This window comes from Corynebacterium glutamicum ATCC 13032 (assembly GCF_000011325.1).
Lineage (GTDB): Bacteria > Actinomycetota > Actinomycetes > Mycobacteriales > Mycobacteriaceae > Corynebacterium > Corynebacterium glutamicum.
This window is the reverse complement of the sequence record NC_003450.3, coordinates 2475558-2491141: the sequence shown is the minus strand read 5'-3', so window position 1 is coordinate 2491141 and position 15584 is coordinate 2475558. Positions and strand designations below refer to the sequence as shown.

At 53.2% G+C, this 15584-nt stretch carries 16 protein-coding genes; 11 read left to right on the top strand and 5 right to left on the bottom strand.

From position 1 onward, the window contains the following. Window positions 1–29 precede the first annotated feature (29 nt). From CGL_RS11645 to CGL_RS11620, 6 genes are all read left to right on the top strand, one after another. Entirely contained in the window at window positions 30–854 is an 825-nt protein-coding gene (locus CGL_RS11645; protein ID WP_011015060.1) for a DegV family protein, read from the top strand. Between the two features lie 63 nt (window positions 855–917). Then, entirely contained in the window at window positions 918–1571 is a 654-nt protein-coding gene (locus CGL_RS11640) for a ComEA family DNA-binding protein (protein WP_011015059.1), read from the top strand. Beyond that, complete coding sequence (locus tag CGL_RS11635; RefSeq protein ID WP_011015058.1) at window positions 1568–3232, top strand: ComEC/Rec2 family competence protein; 1665 nt, start codon at window positions 1568–1570, stop codon at window positions 3230–3232. Before CGL_RS11640 ends, CGL_RS11635 begins: the two co-directional genes overlap by 4 nt. Window positions 3233–3238: 6 nt before the next feature. After that, entirely contained in the window at window positions 3239–4234 is a 996-nt protein-coding gene (gene holA / locus CGL_RS11630) for a DNA polymerase III subunit delta (RefSeq protein ID WP_011015057.1), read from the top strand. Between the two features lie 31 nt (window positions 4235–4265). After that, window positions 4266–4667, top strand: a complete 402-nt coding sequence (locus CGL_RS11625; RefSeq protein ID WP_011265930.1) for an ankyrin repeat domain-containing protein — start codon at window positions 4266–4268, stop codon at window positions 4665–4667. Window positions 4668–4671: 4 nt separating this feature from the next. Continuing rightward, window positions 4672–5343 carry a LysE family translocator gene (locus tag CGL_RS11620; protein ID WP_011015055.1) on the top strand — a complete coding sequence of 224 codons (672 nt, stop codon included), beginning with the start codon at window positions 4672–4674 and terminating at the stop codon, window positions 5341–5343. Window positions 5344–5404: 61 nt separating this feature from the next. Here the strand turns inward: CGL_RS11620 and rpsT are convergent, their stop codons facing one another. Beyond that, window positions 5405–5668 carry a 30S ribosomal protein S20 gene (gene rpsT / locus CGL_RS11615; RefSeq protein ID WP_003859343.1) on the bottom strand — a complete coding sequence of 88 codons (264 nt, stop codon included), beginning with the start codon at window positions 5666–5668 and terminating at the stop codon, window positions 5405–5407. A gap of 200 nt (window positions 5669–5868) precedes the next feature. Beyond that, window positions 5869–6480 (bottom strand): type II toxin-antitoxin system PemK/MazF family toxin, encoded by a 612-nt coding sequence (locus tag CGL_RS11610; RefSeq protein ID WP_003859345.1) that lies wholly within the window; start codon window positions 6478–6480, stop codon window positions 5869–5871. A 268-nt stretch (window positions 6481–6748) separates the two neighbouring features. Here CGL_RS11610 and lepA point away from each other — a divergent pair, with 268 nt between their 5' ends. The 4 genes from lepA to CGL_RS11590 all read left to right on the top strand — a co-directional run bounded on the left by lepA (window position 6749) and on the right by CGL_RS11590 (window position 11246). Further along, window positions 6749–8596 carry a translation elongation factor 4 gene (lepA, locus tag CGL_RS11605; RefSeq protein ID WP_011015054.1) on the top strand — a complete coding sequence of 616 codons (1848 nt, stop codon included), beginning with the start codon at window positions 6749–6751 and terminating at the stop codon, window positions 8594–8596. Between the two features lie 157 nt (window positions 8597–8753). Beyond that, on the top strand, window positions 8754–9410 hold the full coding sequence (dctP, locus tag CGL_RS11600; RefSeq protein WP_227747711.1) for a TRAP transporter substrate-binding protein DctP: 657 nt from the start codon (window positions 8754–8756) through the stop codon (window positions 9408–9410). Further along, on the top strand, window positions 9410–9931 hold the full coding sequence (locus CGL_RS11595; RefSeq protein ID WP_011015052.1) for a TRAP transporter small permease: 522 nt from the start codon (window positions 9410–9412) through the stop codon (window positions 9929–9931). Before dctP ends, CGL_RS11595 begins: the two co-directional genes overlap by 1 nt. 1 nt (window position 9932) lies before the next feature. Then, on the top strand, window positions 9933–11246 hold the full coding sequence (locus tag CGL_RS11590) for a TRAP transporter large permease (protein ID WP_011015051.1): 1314 nt from the start codon (window positions 9933–9935) through the stop codon (window positions 11244–11246). A gap of 129 nt (window positions 11247–11375) precedes the next feature. Here CGL_RS11590 and CGL_RS11585 read toward each other — a convergent pair whose 3' ends face one another. The 3 genes from CGL_RS11585 to CGL_RS11575 form a co-directional block, all read right to left on the bottom strand. Beyond that, on the bottom strand, window positions 11376–11762 hold the full coding sequence (locus CGL_RS11585) for a hypothetical protein (RefSeq protein WP_011015050.1): 387 nt from the start codon (window positions 11760–11762) through the stop codon (window positions 11376–11378). Between the two features lie 124 nt (window positions 11763–11886). Continuing rightward, on the bottom strand, window positions 11887–13491 hold the full coding sequence (locus tag CGL_RS11580) for a lamin tail domain-containing protein (protein ID WP_011015049.1): 1605 nt from the start codon (window positions 13489–13491) through the stop codon (window positions 11887–11889). A 154-nt stretch (window positions 13492–13645) separates the two neighbouring features. Next, complete coding sequence (locus tag CGL_RS11575; protein WP_011015048.1) at window positions 13646–14644, bottom strand: hypothetical protein; 999 nt, start codon at window positions 14642–14644, stop codon at window positions 13646–13648. A gap of 378 nt (window positions 14645–15022) precedes the next feature. On the opposite strand from CGL_RS11575, the gene CGL_RS11570 reads away from it, so the two are divergent. After that, a complete protein-coding gene (locus CGL_RS11570) occupies window positions 15023–15304 on the top strand; it encodes a three-helix bundle dimerization domain-containing protein (protein WP_003859360.1) in 282 nt (93 codons plus the stop codon). Window positions 15305–15584: the final 280 nt, after the last annotated feature.

The window sequence follows — 15584 nt, the reverse complement described above, 5'->3', positions numbered from 1 at the left end:
GGCAATAAAAATGTGGAGGAGTAAAGGCGATGCCAGTTCGGGTAATTGTTGATTCCTCCGCATGCTTGCCAACGCATGTGGCCGAGGACCTCGACATCACGGTGATTAACTTGCACGTGATGAATAACGGTGAAGAACGCAGTACATCCGGGTTGTCGTCGTTGGAACTTGCAGCAAGTTACGCCCGCCAGCTTGAACGCGGTGGCGATGACGGTGTGCTTGCGCTGCATATTTCTAAAGAGCTCTCGTCCACGTGGTCCGCAGCGGTGACAGCAGCCGCTGTGTTTGATGATGATTCTGTGCGCGTGGTGGATACCAGTTCGCTCGGTATGGCTGTGGGTGCTGCCGCGATGGCTGCTGCCCGCATGGCTAAAGATGGCGCGTCTTTGCAGGAATGCTACGACATCGCGGTGGATACCTTGAAGCGTTCAGAAACCTGGATCTACCTGCACCGCATTGATGAAATCTGGAAGTCGGGACGGATTTCCACTGCAACCGCCATGGTGTCAACGGCTCTGGCAACCCGCCCCATCATGCGTTTCAACGGTGGTCGCATGGAGATCGCCGCTAAGACCCGCACCCAATCTAAAGCGTTTGCCAAATTGGTGGAATTAGCCCAGATCAGGGCAGATGGTGAACCCGTATTCATTGCGATTGGCCAAAACGAGGCCCGCGAAGCAGCAAAGCAGTTGGAAGAATTGCTGCGAAACGCACTGCCTGAAGGCTCCAGCTTCATGAGCGTGGACATCGATCCCACTCTTGCCGTGCATTCCGGCCCCGGCGCGGTATCAGTTTCTGCGGTGTTTGCCAACCAGGCCCCGGAGTTGTCCACAGGTAAAGCCGGCGCGAAATAGTTATCCACAGCCGTGCTGACGCCTTGCTAGATTAAGGGCGCCACTGCATTTAGTCTGTGCTGCATGAAGCCGGATATTGCAGCACGCCTTAAAGGTCTTACCCAGCCCACGGGTACAGAAGACCTCATGCGCGTGAACTATCCCACGCCTCGGTTTCAGATTTCCATCAAGCATGCGTTGATCGTGTGCATCGTTCTCGTTGTGGCTTTTGTCGGTTGGTTTTTCACCCGTGAGAAACCCGTGAATCCACCCACCATGGCGGCGTTGGCGGAAACCTATCAAACACCGGCGCCGAGTTCGCAGGTGGTGGTGTCTGTGGTGGGGCACGTGGCTAAACCCGGCCTGGTCACGCTCGCTGAGGGCTCGCGGGTGGCTGATGCCCTGGCCATTGCAGGTGCCTTGCCAGACGCCGATCTGACGGCGCTCAACTTGGCGCAATTGCTTGTCGACGGCACCCAGATCCATGTTTTAGCTATCGGCGAGGTACAACCTATTTCGGTTGATGCTGCTGCGACTTCTGCTTCTGGGTTGATTTCCTTGAATACCGCCACTGTTGCTGATTTGGTGACGCTGCCTGGGGTGGGGGAGAAGACAGCGCAGGCGATCATTGACTTTCGGGAGAGCAACGGTGGGTTTAGCACCGTGGAGGATTTACTGCAGGTCAAGGGGATTGGGCCCTCAAAGTTTGAGCAGATCTCTGGATTGGTGTCCCCATGATTGAGGTGCGTTTGGTTCCGGTGGCGGCTGTGATGTGGATGGCTGTCGCTGCGTTGATTATCAGTGGTTCGTGGGTGTTGTCGGTGGGGATTGTTGGCATCGCGATCATTGCTGCTTGTGTGTTTAAACACTGGGGTCAAGCTGTGGTGATAGCTGCACTGGGCGTTGGTGCCGTAGTGATGGCTGCGTTGAGAATCAGCAGCGCGAAGGCATTTGAAGCACCGCAAACCTGGGTGGGTACCGCAGAAACCATCAAGTTTTTAGACAGCGGTGATCAACTAATCGGTTTGAGAGTAGAAGGCTATCCAGCGCCGATTCCAGTGTTTTACTCTGGTAGCGACACCATTGAGAAAGCCTCTCTCATTGCAGTGTCCGGTCGGATTAAACCAGATAGTTTCCCTGGGGTGGGTGATCTGACCATTTCCACTGAAGACATTGATCAGTTGGAACCGACCACTGGTTATAGCGCATGGGTGAACCAGGTGCGTGACGGGTTTTCCCAAGCCGTGGAAGAAACCGTGGGGGAGTCTTCCCGTGGACTGATTCCAGGCATGGTGTTGGGGGATACGCGGTTGCAGGGGTCAATTGAAGCCCAAACCTATATTGATACGGGGTTGTCTCACCTGTCAGCTGTTAGTGGAAGCAATGTAGCCATTGTGGTGTCCTCTGTGGTGGTGTTGTCGTATTTTCTCACCGCTGGGCCACGCATCAGGGTGGTGGCGTCATTGCTGTCCTTAGTTATTTTTGTCTCCCTCGTGGGGTTTGAACCAAGTGTGCTTCGTGCTTCGGTCACAGGCATCGTGGGGCTTCTGGCAATCATCAACTCTTCTCGGATGGAGCCGATGCATGGGTTGAGTCTTTCGGTGATTTGCTTACTGTTTTATGATTCCAACCTGGCGGTGCATTACGGATTCTTACTCTCGTGTGCAGCAACTGCTGGCATTGTGATGCTTCAACCACTGCTGTACCGTGCCATCGGTCCACCACTGGCGGTGTGGAAAGTACCAGACATCGTGGTGCGCGCTTTCGCGGTGTCCATTGCCGCTGATCTGGTGACCATCCCGATTATCGCTCTGATGGCTCGCCAAATATCCCTCGTGGCAGTGCTGGCCAACGTGTTGGTTGAATTAGCTGTTCCACCCATCACGTTGCTTGGGTTGATTGCCGTGCTGGCAAGCCTTCTTCCCTGGCCAGTGGAATACCCACTCTTGAAAATCATTGAGCCCTTCACCTGGTGGATTCATCACGTGGCCAAGTGGTGCCAACAATTACCCAATTCGACGCTGGAAATAAGTGCTGGTTGGGCAGGGATTGCCTGGGCGTGTATGGCAGCGGTGTGGGTGGTGGTGATTATCTACAAAGGATATGTGCGCACCCTTGCAGTGTGTTGTGTCTGCTTCTTTCTTTTCGGCGCGTGGAATAACAGACTGCCAGCCCAAATAGATCCGACAGAGCTGCGGTTTGTCATCATCGCCGATGATTCTGAGCTCACTGATGTGCCCGAACATGCAGAATTGATCATCGTGGAAGACCCCCACGGCAGCATGTCCGATCGCCCCATCGTCACCAGAGAAGGAATCCCTGTGCTGTATCCATACCGCGATGGGGAGGTCAGCCTTCATATTGATGGCACCCAGCATGCAGCGGACGGGAGATTTTAACGACACTTGTGGCACGATGGTCACGTGGCTTCAGCACCTATTTCAGTTCAACCAGCGGTCCATCTTGTTCTCGGCGAGGATGAGTTCCTTGCCGAACGCGCGCGTATCAACATCGTGCATGACATCCGTTCATCGATGGCTAGCCCCGATTCGCTTCAGGTCACCACCTTGAAGGCCAGCGAAATTACTCAGGGTGAATTGTTGGATGCGTTAAGCCCATCCTTGTTTGCTGAAGACCGTGTGGTGGTGCTTACCAACATGGATCAAGCAGGCCAAGATGCTGTAGATCTAGCCTTATCCGCAGCAGTTGATCCCAGCCCTGGTACCTACTTGATCGTCATGCACTCTGGCGGTGGACGCTCTAAGTCGATGGTGAAGAAGCTGGAAAAAGTCGCGGTGGTGCACGATGCCGCAAAGCTGAAAGACCGGGATCGTCCAGGTTGGGTAAAACAAGAGTTCAAAAACCACAAAGTCCAGGTCACCCCAGATGTCATTCATGCTCTTTTAGAGGGCGTGGGTTCAGATCTTAGAGAGCTGGCGTCCGCCGTATCCCAATTGGTTGAGGACACCCAAGGCAACGTGACGGTGGAAAAAGTCCGTGCCTATTACGTGGGTGTTGCTGAGGTATCGGGTTTCGACATCGCCGATTCTGCATGCGCCGGTCAAATGTCAAAGGCCGTGGCCAGCACCAGACGTGCCCTTCAATTGGGTACCAGCCCGGTTGCATTGGCAGCTGCGTTGAGTATGAAAGTTGGCCAGATCGCCAGGCTGTATTCCACCAGGGGACGCATCAACGGTTTTGAGCTGGCCAAAGAATTGGGCATGCCGCCGTTCGTGGTGGAGAAGACTGCGAAAGTGGCCCGAAACTGGTCGGGAGATGCGGTCAGCGAGGCCGTGATTTTGATGGCCGATCTGGATGCCGCTGTAAAAGGACAAAGTGGCGATCCTGAATTTGCCATCGAATCTGCCGTGAGAAGAGTTGCAGAGCTGGCGAGGCGGTAACGCTGAACGGCGGCGGGTAAGATATTTGAGCATGACACAATCAGATTTACCCGATGATGTTCAGGAATTGGTCACTAAGATCTTTGGACTGGCACGTGATGGGGGAGCAGAATCCGCAGCAACCCTCGGTGCATATGTCGACAACGGCGTTGACGTTAACCTGTCCAACCAAGATGGCAACACTTTGCTCATGCTCGCAGCATATGCAGGACATGCTGATGTCGTGCAGGCGTTGATTGAGCGTGGCGCCGATGTGGATCGCGTGAACAACCGCAATCAGACGCCGCTGGCGGGCGCGATCTTTAAGAAGGAAGAAGCCGTCATTGAGGCACTGCTTGCTGGTGGTGCTGACCCATACGCTGGAACTCCAACTGCTGTTGATACCGCCAAGATGTTTGGCCGCGAGGATCTCGTAGCTCGCTTCGAGTCATAGGCCGGTGGAGTGGACCGCTTTTGGCACCCTGATTCTGCTCAATTTGGTGGGCAGTTTATCCCCGGGGCCTGATACCTTTTTCCTCCTCCGCTTAGCCACCCGCTCCAGAGCGCACGCGATCGCTGGCGTCGCCGGCATCGTCACCGGACTCACGGTGTGGGTGACGCTGACGGTCGTGGGAGCAGCGGCGCTGCTCACCACTTATCCGTCGATTCTCGGAATCATCCAGCTCGTCGGCGGCACGTACCTAAGCTTCATTGGGTACAAGTTGCTGCGCTCGGCGTCGAGAGAGCTTATCGACGCCCGCCAGTTCCGTTTCAACGCCGATGCCCGACCTATCCCGGATGCGGTAGAAGCACTGGGAACCCGCACTCAGGTATATCGACAAGGTTTGGCCACCAACCTGTCAAACCCTAAAGTTGTCATGTACTTCGCGGCAATTCTGGCTCCGTTGATGCCAGCGCACCCATCACCGGTGCTGGCGTTCTCTATCATCGTGGCGATTTTAGTGCAGACCTTTGTTACCTTCTCTGCTGTGTGCCTCATTGTCTCTACGGAGCGTGTGCGCAAAGCAATGCTGCGTGCAGGTCCCTGGTTTGACCTGCTTGCTGGCGTTGTCTTCCTCGTTGTGGGTGTGACTCTGCTGTATGAAGGCCTGACCGGTTTACTCGGGTAAAGGCATAAAAAATGGCTTCCAATCAAAACTGATAGGAAGCCATTTTCAAAAGAGCCAAAAATTAGCCAAGCTTGTTGAAAGCGGTAGCCATGTTGGACTTCTTGTTAGCAGCGTTGTTGATGTGGAAGACACCCTTGGTTACTGCCTTGTCCAGTGCGCGGGAAGCGGTACGGAGCTGAGCCTGAGCTGCATCCTTGTCGCCTGCTTCAATCGCAGCGTTGAACTTGCGGATCTCGGTGCGGACTGCGGAGCGAACTGCCTGGTTACGCAGACGAGCCTTCTCGTTGGTCTTGTTACGCTTGATCTGAGACTTGATGTTTGCCATCGCAAATACCTCTTGAACTTTCTAGTTAAAGTTGTGTACAAACCCATCGAGGAGTGTTTCTCCCGCAGTTTTAAATAAACTGCTTGGCATAAAGTGCAACGAACCCAAGGTCCTGTCCGCATGTCACTGGAATGCTCACATCAAAGATGGACAACAGCGTTCAAGAGTATCAGTGATGTTGCCCAATTACCAAATAAATGTTAGACCCAGTTGAAATCGTTGCGGAGGCGGTTGGCGATACGCTCAAAGCGCCCCGGGGGGACGACTGTTCCTTGGCGCCGGATACCCAATTCGGGTACCTCCAGAACGCGGTCGAGTCGTACCCAACTTTGGCGACCTCGAGGGTCCCAGCTGCCAGATCCAATGTCGATCCAGTCTTCATCAGTGCGGTGCTCGGGGTTGCAGGAAATGAGCAGACCTAAAATGGCGTTTCGGTTTCTTCCAACAACAACGATGGCACGTTTACGGGGTGGTTGCTGGGGGCCATCGGCTGGTGCCCAAATCCACACTACTTCACCGGGGTCTGTTTGCCCATCCATATCAGGCGCATAAAAGATCAGCCGTGCCATTGATTCGGTCGGCATGACGGAAATTTCAGGCTTTTCATGCAGCAAAGAATGATCGTTGCTGGGTTTGGATCCTTCGTGGGAATCGTCCACCCCGAGGCCTAATCCTTCACGGATATCCGCAAGGCTGTTGTCTACCTGTTTGTGAGGTGGGTGGGTGAGGAAACGAAGCGCACGTCTAAACAAGCCAGGCTTCTTCTTTTCGGAACCGTCGCCTGAAGCTTTTCGTGCGAGCGTGGAGCTCATGTGTTCTCACCTTAAATATCGGCTATGGATTAATTTCTGAAAGAAAACCTTGAAAATTAATCCAGCAAGTAGTGCTACCTTCATTTTCTGACTCATTATCTAATATCGCAAGACTGAGTTATGTGTTACATCAAAAGGGGGTAGTTTAGGGGGTTAGAGAACCAGTGGAAAACTGCTGATGGTTTGGCAGTTCAGGGCTGTTTAACTGTTTGGGTTTGCTCAGGTAGAGTAGGACACCGTTATTTAATTGAAGGGACCCCTGACGCATATGGCAGAGAAATTTGCAGAAACAACATTTACGGATCCAGCCAGGATTCGTAACTTCTGCATCATTGCCCACATTGACCACGGTAAATCTACGCTCGCTGACCGTATCCTGCAGCTGTCTAACGTTGTGGATGCCCGCGATATGCGTGATCAGTACCTGGACAACATGGACATCGAACGTGAACGTGGCATTACCATTAAGGCTCAGAACGTTCGCCTGCCATGGATTCCTCGCAGTGGTGAGTACGAGGGCCAGCAGATCGTCATGCAGATGATCGATACGCCAGGCCACGTGGACTTCACCTATGAAGTGTCTCGGGCGCTTGAAGCGTGTGAAGGCGCGATTTTGCTTGTTGATGCAGCGCAGGGCATTGAAGCCCAGACCTTGGCAAACTTGTACTTGGCTATGGAAAACGATCTTGAGATCATCCCTGTGCTGAACAAGATTGACCTTCCAGCGGCGGATCCAGACAAGTACGCGTTGGAGATCGCCAACATTGTGGGTTGTGAACCTGAAGATGTGTTGCGCGTGTCCGGTAAAACTGGCATGGGTGTCCCTGAGCTTCTGGATAAGGTCGTTGAACTTATCCCAGCACCTACCTCTGAATTTGAGGAAGACGCCCCAGCTCGTGCGATGATTTTCGACTCTGTCTATGACACCTACCGCGGCGTGGTTACCTACATCCGCATGATGGACGGCAAGCTGACACCTCGCCAAAAGATCAAGATGATGTCCACCGGCGCCACCCACGAGTTGCTGGAAATCGGCATCGTGAGCCCCACCCCTAAAAAGTGTGTGGGTCTTGGACCTGGCGAGGTTGGTTACCTGATCACCGGTGTGAAGGACGTGCGCCAATCTAAGGTGGGCGATACCGTCACGTGGGCAATTCATGGAGCTGAGCAGCCACTGCGCGGTTACCAGGAACCAACACCGATGGTTTACTCGGGCTTGTTCCCGATTTCCCAAGCGGATTTCCCCGACTTGCGCGATGCGCTTGAAAAGCTGCAGCTTAACGACGCCTCCCTCACGTACGAACCCGAAACGTCCGTAGCACTGGGCTTTGGTTTCCGATGTGGCTTCCTCGGACTGCTGCACATGGAAATCACCCGTGACCGACTCGAACGTGAGTTTGGCCTTGATCTGATTTCTACCGCGCCATCTGTTAACTACCGCGTTATTGATGAGGCGGGCAAGGAATTCCGCGTCCACAACCCATCTGACTGGCCTGGCGGAAAGCTCAGTGAAGTTTACGAGCCCATCGTGAAGGTCACCATCATTGTTCCTAGCGAATTTGTGGGACCGACAATGGAGCTGTGCCAGACTAAGCGTGGTCAGATGGGTGGCATGGACTACCTTTCGGAGGACCGCGTGGAGCTGCGCTACACCATGCCTTTGGGTGAGATCATCTTTGACTTCTTCGATATGTTGAAGTCTCGCACCAAGGGTTACGCTTCGCTGAACTACGAGGAAGCTGGCGAGCAGACTGCCGACCTGGTCAAGGTAGATATCTTGCTCCAAGGTGAACCTGTGGATGCATTCTCTGCGATCGTGCACCGCGATAATGCGCAGTGGTACGGAAACAAGATGACTGTGAAGCTGAAGGAACTGATCCCTCGCCAGCAGTTCGAAGTTCCTGTGCAGGCAGCCATTGGTTCCAAGGTTATCGCTCGTGAAAACATTCGTGCACTGCGCAAGGACGTGTTGGCGAAGTGTTACGGTGGCGATATTTCCCGTAAGCGCAAGCTTCTGGAAAAGCAGAAGGCTGGTAAGAAGCGCATGAAGAACATCGGTTCGGTCGAGGTTCCTCAGGAAGCATTCGTAGCAGCACTGTCTACCGACGAGGCATAAAAAACTTTAGCCTCTTTTAGCGCCCCGCTGAGCTTGAAGCTCAGCGGGGCGTTGTCGTGCTTCGGTGTGGGGGAGCGTCGAAAAGCGAAAGTATCTAAGGTCGTTTGATTGGTTTACTACCCCCGAAGTGGGGGTTATTGGCAGCATCGAGCACCAAATGAGCGTGATCCGGGATCAGGATCTGATGGAGCCACTGTTCCAAAGTCTTGCGGAATCGGACAATATTTCTGTCATTGGTGGATTTACCCAAGGCACCCGAAATCTGTACACCACTGATGCGCCGGTGAAAAGACCCGCTGACCTGGCTGGAAAGAAGATTCGCGTCCAGGAATCCGCCATGCACATCCGCATGATTGAACTCATGGGTGGCTCGGCAACCCCGTTGACTTACGGCGAGGTATATACCGCGATGCAGTCTGGTGTGCTGGATGGCGCGGAAAATAACGAGATCAGTTACGTTACCCAAAACCACTTCGAGGTTGCTCGCTACAACAGCAACACCAATCACCTTGTCGGTTTGGATTACATGGTCATGCGACACGATCTGCTTGACGCCATGAGCGAGCCAGACCGTGAATTGTTCCTGGAAGAATGGGACGCCGCGATGACTGAGCACACGGATCTGTGGAACACAGAAACTGATGCCGTTATTGAAAAGGCGAAAGCTGGGGGAGCGGAGTTCGTTGAGGTGGATGCGCAAGCATTTACCGATGCACTGGCTCCCATCAAAGACGAATTCTTGACCTCAGAATTCCAGCGTGAACTCTACGAAGCAGTGCGCGCCGCTGATACTTCAGGAGGTGCGGCATCATGATGAATTTTAAGTCCATCGTGTGCGTCACTGCCTGGCAGGTGTTTAGCCGCCAGGTGCTGCACAGCCCATCAACGTGGTCTGAAGAACTATCCAAGCTGTTGTTCGTGTGGCTATCTTTCGCAGGTAGTGCGTTCCTCTTTGGAGAGCGTGGACATATTGCGGTTGATTTCATCGCGCGCAAACTGCCTGTTTCTGCGCAGCGGGTCCTGCAGGTCATTGTTCAGTTGTTGATTGTTGTTTTTGCGATCCTCGGCATGATCTGGGGTGGCTACTTGGCTGCATCAATCGCGTGGAATCAGCAGCTCACTGCGCTGCCACTTACCTTGGGATGGGTGTATGTTGTCATCCCGATCGCGGGTGTGTTCATCGCGTTGTTCGCGATCATCGATCTCATCGAAGTGGCCACAGGCAAGGAAGAGCCTTACCCCCTTGTTGATGAATCAGAAGAACCTCGAGATTTGGACGAGCTAGAGGCCCAAAGCGCTATAGATTCTGCAAGTTCAGCGGAAGGTAGGAACTAATATGTTGTCGCCAGCAGCTGTAGCAGCTTTAATTCTTGTCATCGGCATTGTGGTGCTCATCATCGCATCAGTGCCCGTTGCCATTGCCATCGGTTTGCCATCACTTTTTGCCGCGATGGCCGTGCTTGGCCCAGAAAACGCCGCGCAGGCCGTCGCGCAGCGCATGTTTACCGGCACAAACTCCTTTACACTCCTTGCCATTCCGTTCTTCGTGTTGGCGGGTTTGCTGATGAACTCGGGTGGTATTGCCACGCGGCTTATCGACGCCGCGAAGGTGCTTGTCGGCCGCATGCCTGCCTCCATGGCCAATACGAATATCGCAGCAAATGGTCTCTTCGGAGCAGTTTCAGGGGCAGCGGTAGCATCAGCTTCTGCCGTGGGAACCGTCATGACACCAAAAATGAAGGAAGAGGGCTACTCGCGCGCTTACGCAGCGGCCGTCAACGTGGCTTCAGCACCTGCGGGCATGCTGATCCCGCCATCAAACACTTTTATTGTGTATTCCTTGGTGTCCTCGACATCAATTGCAGCACTATTTATGGCCGGTGTTGGACCCGGTCTGCTCTGGATTCTGGCCTGTGTCATCGTGGGAACTTGGTTAGCGCGAAAGGAAAACTACAAGCGCGAGCAGATTCATCCAACATTCAAGCAGTCGCTCGTTGTGCTGTGGAGGGCGCTGCCTTCACTGCTCATGATCGTCATTGTTGTTGGAGGTATCTTGCTGGGCTGGTTCACTCCAACTGAATCCGCTGCTATTGCTGTAGTGTACTGCCTGGTCTTGGGCTTTATTTACCGCACAATCAAGGTGGGAGATCTGGCAGATATTTTGCTCAAGGCAACTCGCACCACATCAATTGTCATGTTGCTCATTGCAGTTTCTGCAGCACTGTCGTGGGTGATGGCCTTTGCCAAGATCCCTCAGATGATCTCTGATGCGCTTCTTTCGGTATCCGATTCCAAGGTTGTCATCTTGTTGATCATGATGTTCATCCTGTTACTCATCGGTACCGTAATGGACCCAACACCAGCAATTTTGATCTTCGTCCCGATCTTCCTTCCAGTGGTTACCGAACTTGGTGTGGACCCAGTCCACTTCGGTGCGATGGTGGTAATGAACCTGTCCGTGGGCGTGATTACCCCACCAGTAGGCAACGTGTTGTTCGTTGGTTCGCAAGTGGCAGGGCTGCGTGTGGAAACTGTGATCAGACGACTGTGGCCGTATCTCATTGCCATTATTGTTGCGCTGTTCGTGGTTGTTTTCGTACCGCAGATCTCTATCTGGCTGCCCACAACAATGGGATTGATGGGAGGCTAAACCTCCAGCCATCAGCTAAGAAACCGCCACCGCTGTACCTCGACGAGAGGGGAGCGATGGCGGTTTTCTTTTTGCACGAAAGGAATGCCAACATGGCTTTACTTCACAAAACCTCACGGCACAGGATTTTTAGGAAGCATCAACAATGAACGCAATGTTGGTGCTTTCTAGTTCTGTTTCTCCAATTTTCAAGCCACCGCCAAGCAGTTCATCCACCACTGGTGGGCTTAGCGGCATCATCCAACCATGATCTGGGTGGAGCGTCGGGCGTGAGCGGGGATCCTCGATGGGGATGACGCTGAGCGGCCGGGCGTTGGGCCCGGTGAAGCGGGTGGGGATGTGGTGGCGGGCGGCGTCGATAAGCAGCTTGGCGCTTTTCTCGTCGATGTTGATAATCACTAAAGATTCCGCCATGAAGATGTCTAAAACGTCGGCATGGACGTCCCGGATTTGAGCGGGGAGTGCCAGAAGGTCGGGTTCTGATTTGCGGCGGCGTGGGAAAAATGAAGGTGGCACGGGGTTTAGCTTTCAGTGCAGGGGAGGGGATCTCCCCAATCATAGGTGGGGGCTTTGTAAAAGAGCAGAAAAGCACCGGTAACCATGAAGGCTGCCGGTGCTTTAAGTGTTTCAAGCAGTGGGTTTAGAAACGGATGACCTGCTGCAATGCTGGGAACGCTGCGAGGATCTGCTGGAAGAATCCACCCAGTGCGCCCGCAATGCCTACGACTGCGAGCACTGCGGTTGCAAAGGCGCCTGCGATGCTGCCGGTTGCAAAGTCAGAAGAGGAATTGTCGGAAGAGGACTCTCCAGGGATGTTGACGTCGCCGCAATCTCCGTTGATGACCTGTGCGGAGTTGAGGGAGGTGCCTTCGTTGGTTGCTGCATCGTCAGCCCAGAGGTAGCTGGTGACAGAAACGGTGTTGCCGTTCTCGCATTTAAGCTCTGAGGTGTAGGTGCCGAAGCCTTCGTTAGCCCAGTTGCCCAGGTTTGCTGGACGCTCGTAGATCTTGTCGTCGGACTTGTACAGCTTCTCGCCATCCCATTCGAGGATTTCAGACAAGCCGTCACATGCTTCGTCGCACACAACGCTGAGCTGCTTGGTTGCTGCGTTGTAATCAAGCGACATGACACCGTCGAAGGAAGATTCGTACCTTTGAACCAGAACTGGCTGGTCAGCGGAAAGATCAACAACGATGACATCACCTGTCTCTTCGACACCGACAACGAAGATGTTGTCCTCGAGCTGCGCGATTGCCTCAAGACCACCATTGGGCTGAATGTCGCCGACGAACTCAGACAGGTCCCATTCCTGAACTGCGTTTTGTACGCCAGTCTTGCCAGTTGGGGTAGCAAAACGCAGGATGGATGGGCGAGAGACGTTCTTGTCAGCGTTGTTGCGCTCGGTGGACAGGTAGATGTCACCGTTGGTAGCTGCGACGATGCCTTCAGCGTCTGGCTCTCCGCCGCCTTCTGGGTAGCCGGTTTCCCATTCGCCAGTCAGCTTGTAGGTGTTGTTAGCTATGTCGTGGGCGAGGGAGTAGATCTTTCCAATGTCATTGTTGGCGATCCATGCGGTGCTGTTTGCATCGAAATCAACGCCGGACATATCTTCACCGGTGAAATCTCCACCGAGGTGAATTGGGGTGATTTCAACGTTGTGGAATGGAAGCTGGGCGTTTGCAACAACGCCTTCTTCTTCGCCGGAGCCTTCAGCAGCAACATTCTTTGCACCTGGGGTTGGAACGCCGGTGTTTGCGAAATCACCAGTCATATCTGGGATGCGACCATAGGTGTTTTCTGCGTGCTCGCCCAGATCCTTCCAGGAATAGGTAGCAACTACTTCGCCTTCAGCGTTGCGCAGAGTAACAGTGTCATCTTTGCCGAGGCCGAAGTATTCCTGGCCACCAAAGGTGTTGTTGGTAGGCACGTAATCAGCAGAGTCGGTGTAGATAACAAAGTATCCACCGGACTCAATCTCAGTGCCTTCAGGAAGGACGAGGGCATTTTCCAGGTCTTCCTTGTCATCGACTAAGGACCAACCGGAAATGTCGATGGAGTTGTTGTTGTCGGTGTTAGCCAACTCCACCCAGTCACCAACTGGGTCGCTGTTGGATTCAACTTCATTGATGACAACTGGTGATTCGGCCTCAACTTCAACGGCGTTTGCTGCAACAGCCAAGTTACAGAACACCAGGGAAGCAGTGAGGGGAGCTACGAGGAGATTACGCTTCTTCACTTCAACCACTTTCAAGTTCTTCTATGAACGCATTTAATTAACGCCTGTAATGAATGCACTCAGAGAATATGCTTAAAGAGGGCATTTATTGAACGCATTCATTGGACACAGAAAACCTATGGGAAGTTGGTGATCGATGAGTGATCTCCACGTGAACTTTTGGTTAACCAGCTGCCGATTGTGTGGCAGTGACCGGCCCTGTGTCTCCACGCAGCAGGTTCTCCAATTGGTGGGAAGCCTCCAGCACCACGTCCCACCTAAAAGCGGGGGAGAGAGGACGCGTGGAAATATAGCTGTTGGTCCAAGTGGTGTTGCCGGTGCGTGGGGAAAGATCTAGTCGCGCCATCGCGATATACGCTGCTGCTTCCGATTCTTGGATTCGCAACTTGCCGGCCTTTACTGGTTCTTTGAGCCACATCTGGGGAAGATAGCCACAGAAAATCTCGCCTAAGCAGCGCACAATTTCCGGAACCTGGTTCTCACCAATGGTTTCAGACACCCGAATGCTGTACCAACAGTTCTTCTCCGACATCAGCGGCACGGGTACTTCGCCAGGGGTGGGGGTGTATTCCACACGAGTTAACCCAAGGCGACTTTCCGTATTCCTACTCACCACCACGCCGATCTTCCACAGATTGCCCAGCATTTCTACGGCACGCTGCGCTTTGCCGGGTCCGGAAAACTCTTTATATATAAGGTTTGGTTCGGTGACAGATCCGAGACGCCTGCGCCACATATCCTGATTTTCCTGAAAGTCCGGCGCCACGGCGTCATCGCTTCCCGGCTCCACATCGGTGTGCTGATAAAAAATCTCAATCTCAGGGATAGCGATCATTAGCGGGTGCGCAGTTTCAGAAGGCTGGAACCCAAACGAGCGCCATTCAGAATCGCTGCGCACATCGAGCTTGCCAATCAGGCTGGTCAGCGCGTCAAAGGTGTCAGGCAGCGATGAAGCATTGCTTGTCGACGCACCCCCCTTGGTTCCCGCCGCATCCGCGAGCTGTACCGCATCAAGAAGTTGGATAGCCAACGATGCACCTTGTTTGGTGGTCAAGTTGGGTAGTGCACGTACTGTTTCCACAATGAACTGTTCCACGCGGCTTCGGGCTGCGGGATCTTGTTCTTTAGAGATCCGATCGATGGTTGTTTCGAAATCATTCATGGCCGGCCCCTGTCCTTCTTAAGCTTGTCTCTGGTTTCTAAGCATAGGCATAAGCGCAGTTCAGTAGGGGAAATGACCAGGAAACAAGTTTTATTCACACCCTGGGGGTGATTCTAGTCACTAAGTTTAGCTAAGGTGTCCTGAGTTGCTTTTTAGGTAGCTTAAGTAGCCCTGACCTGCTGTTATGTTTTTTGCGGTCTGGTATAAATTGTGCCGATTTAAGGATTTTGTGGGGGTGGATTGAAATTAGTTGGCCCGATCCCACTACTTTTCGCCTGGAGTGCTTGTAGGTTGATAGAAAGTAAACTAAAGTAAACATCAGGTTAACAGCCGGGGGTTCAAGTATTAACTCCCTCGGAAACAGAAAGGAACACGACAATGGCTACCACAGCTTCCAAGATCTCCACGATCCGTCCAGCACAGCAAGATGCTCTTTGGAGCGTACGTGAGGATCTTCACGCTCGCTTCGATGGCCTGGTCGATCCTGTCCAGGTAGACGCAATTTTGGACCATGTCGCATCTAACCGCGAAGCCAAGATCACCGTCTTCAGCAAGATTTTCATCGCTCGCGAGGCAACCGCTGCACTTCAGCAGATTGCTGGCAACGTTAACGCAGACCTGCTTGACTTCATTGCCCTCAACCGTGGCATGGCAGCATAAGTTTTAGCTGCCCATAAATTAACTAAAGGCCGGGATTCACTCGATGTGAATCCCGGCCTTTAGTTTTTAGTCTTGTGCTCAGAGTTTCCAGATACAGACCAAGCGGCCAATAAAGCCTATTCGGATTGTTTCTTAGCCACCTAGTTTGGCTATTACGCCTTGGACACCAAACTAGGCAGCCGAAGACTCCCCGAAACTCACCTCATCGGTCACATAGGACGGTCACGAGGGCACTGAGCAAACAAAATAGCTGGGATTCACATGGTGTGAATCCCAGCCA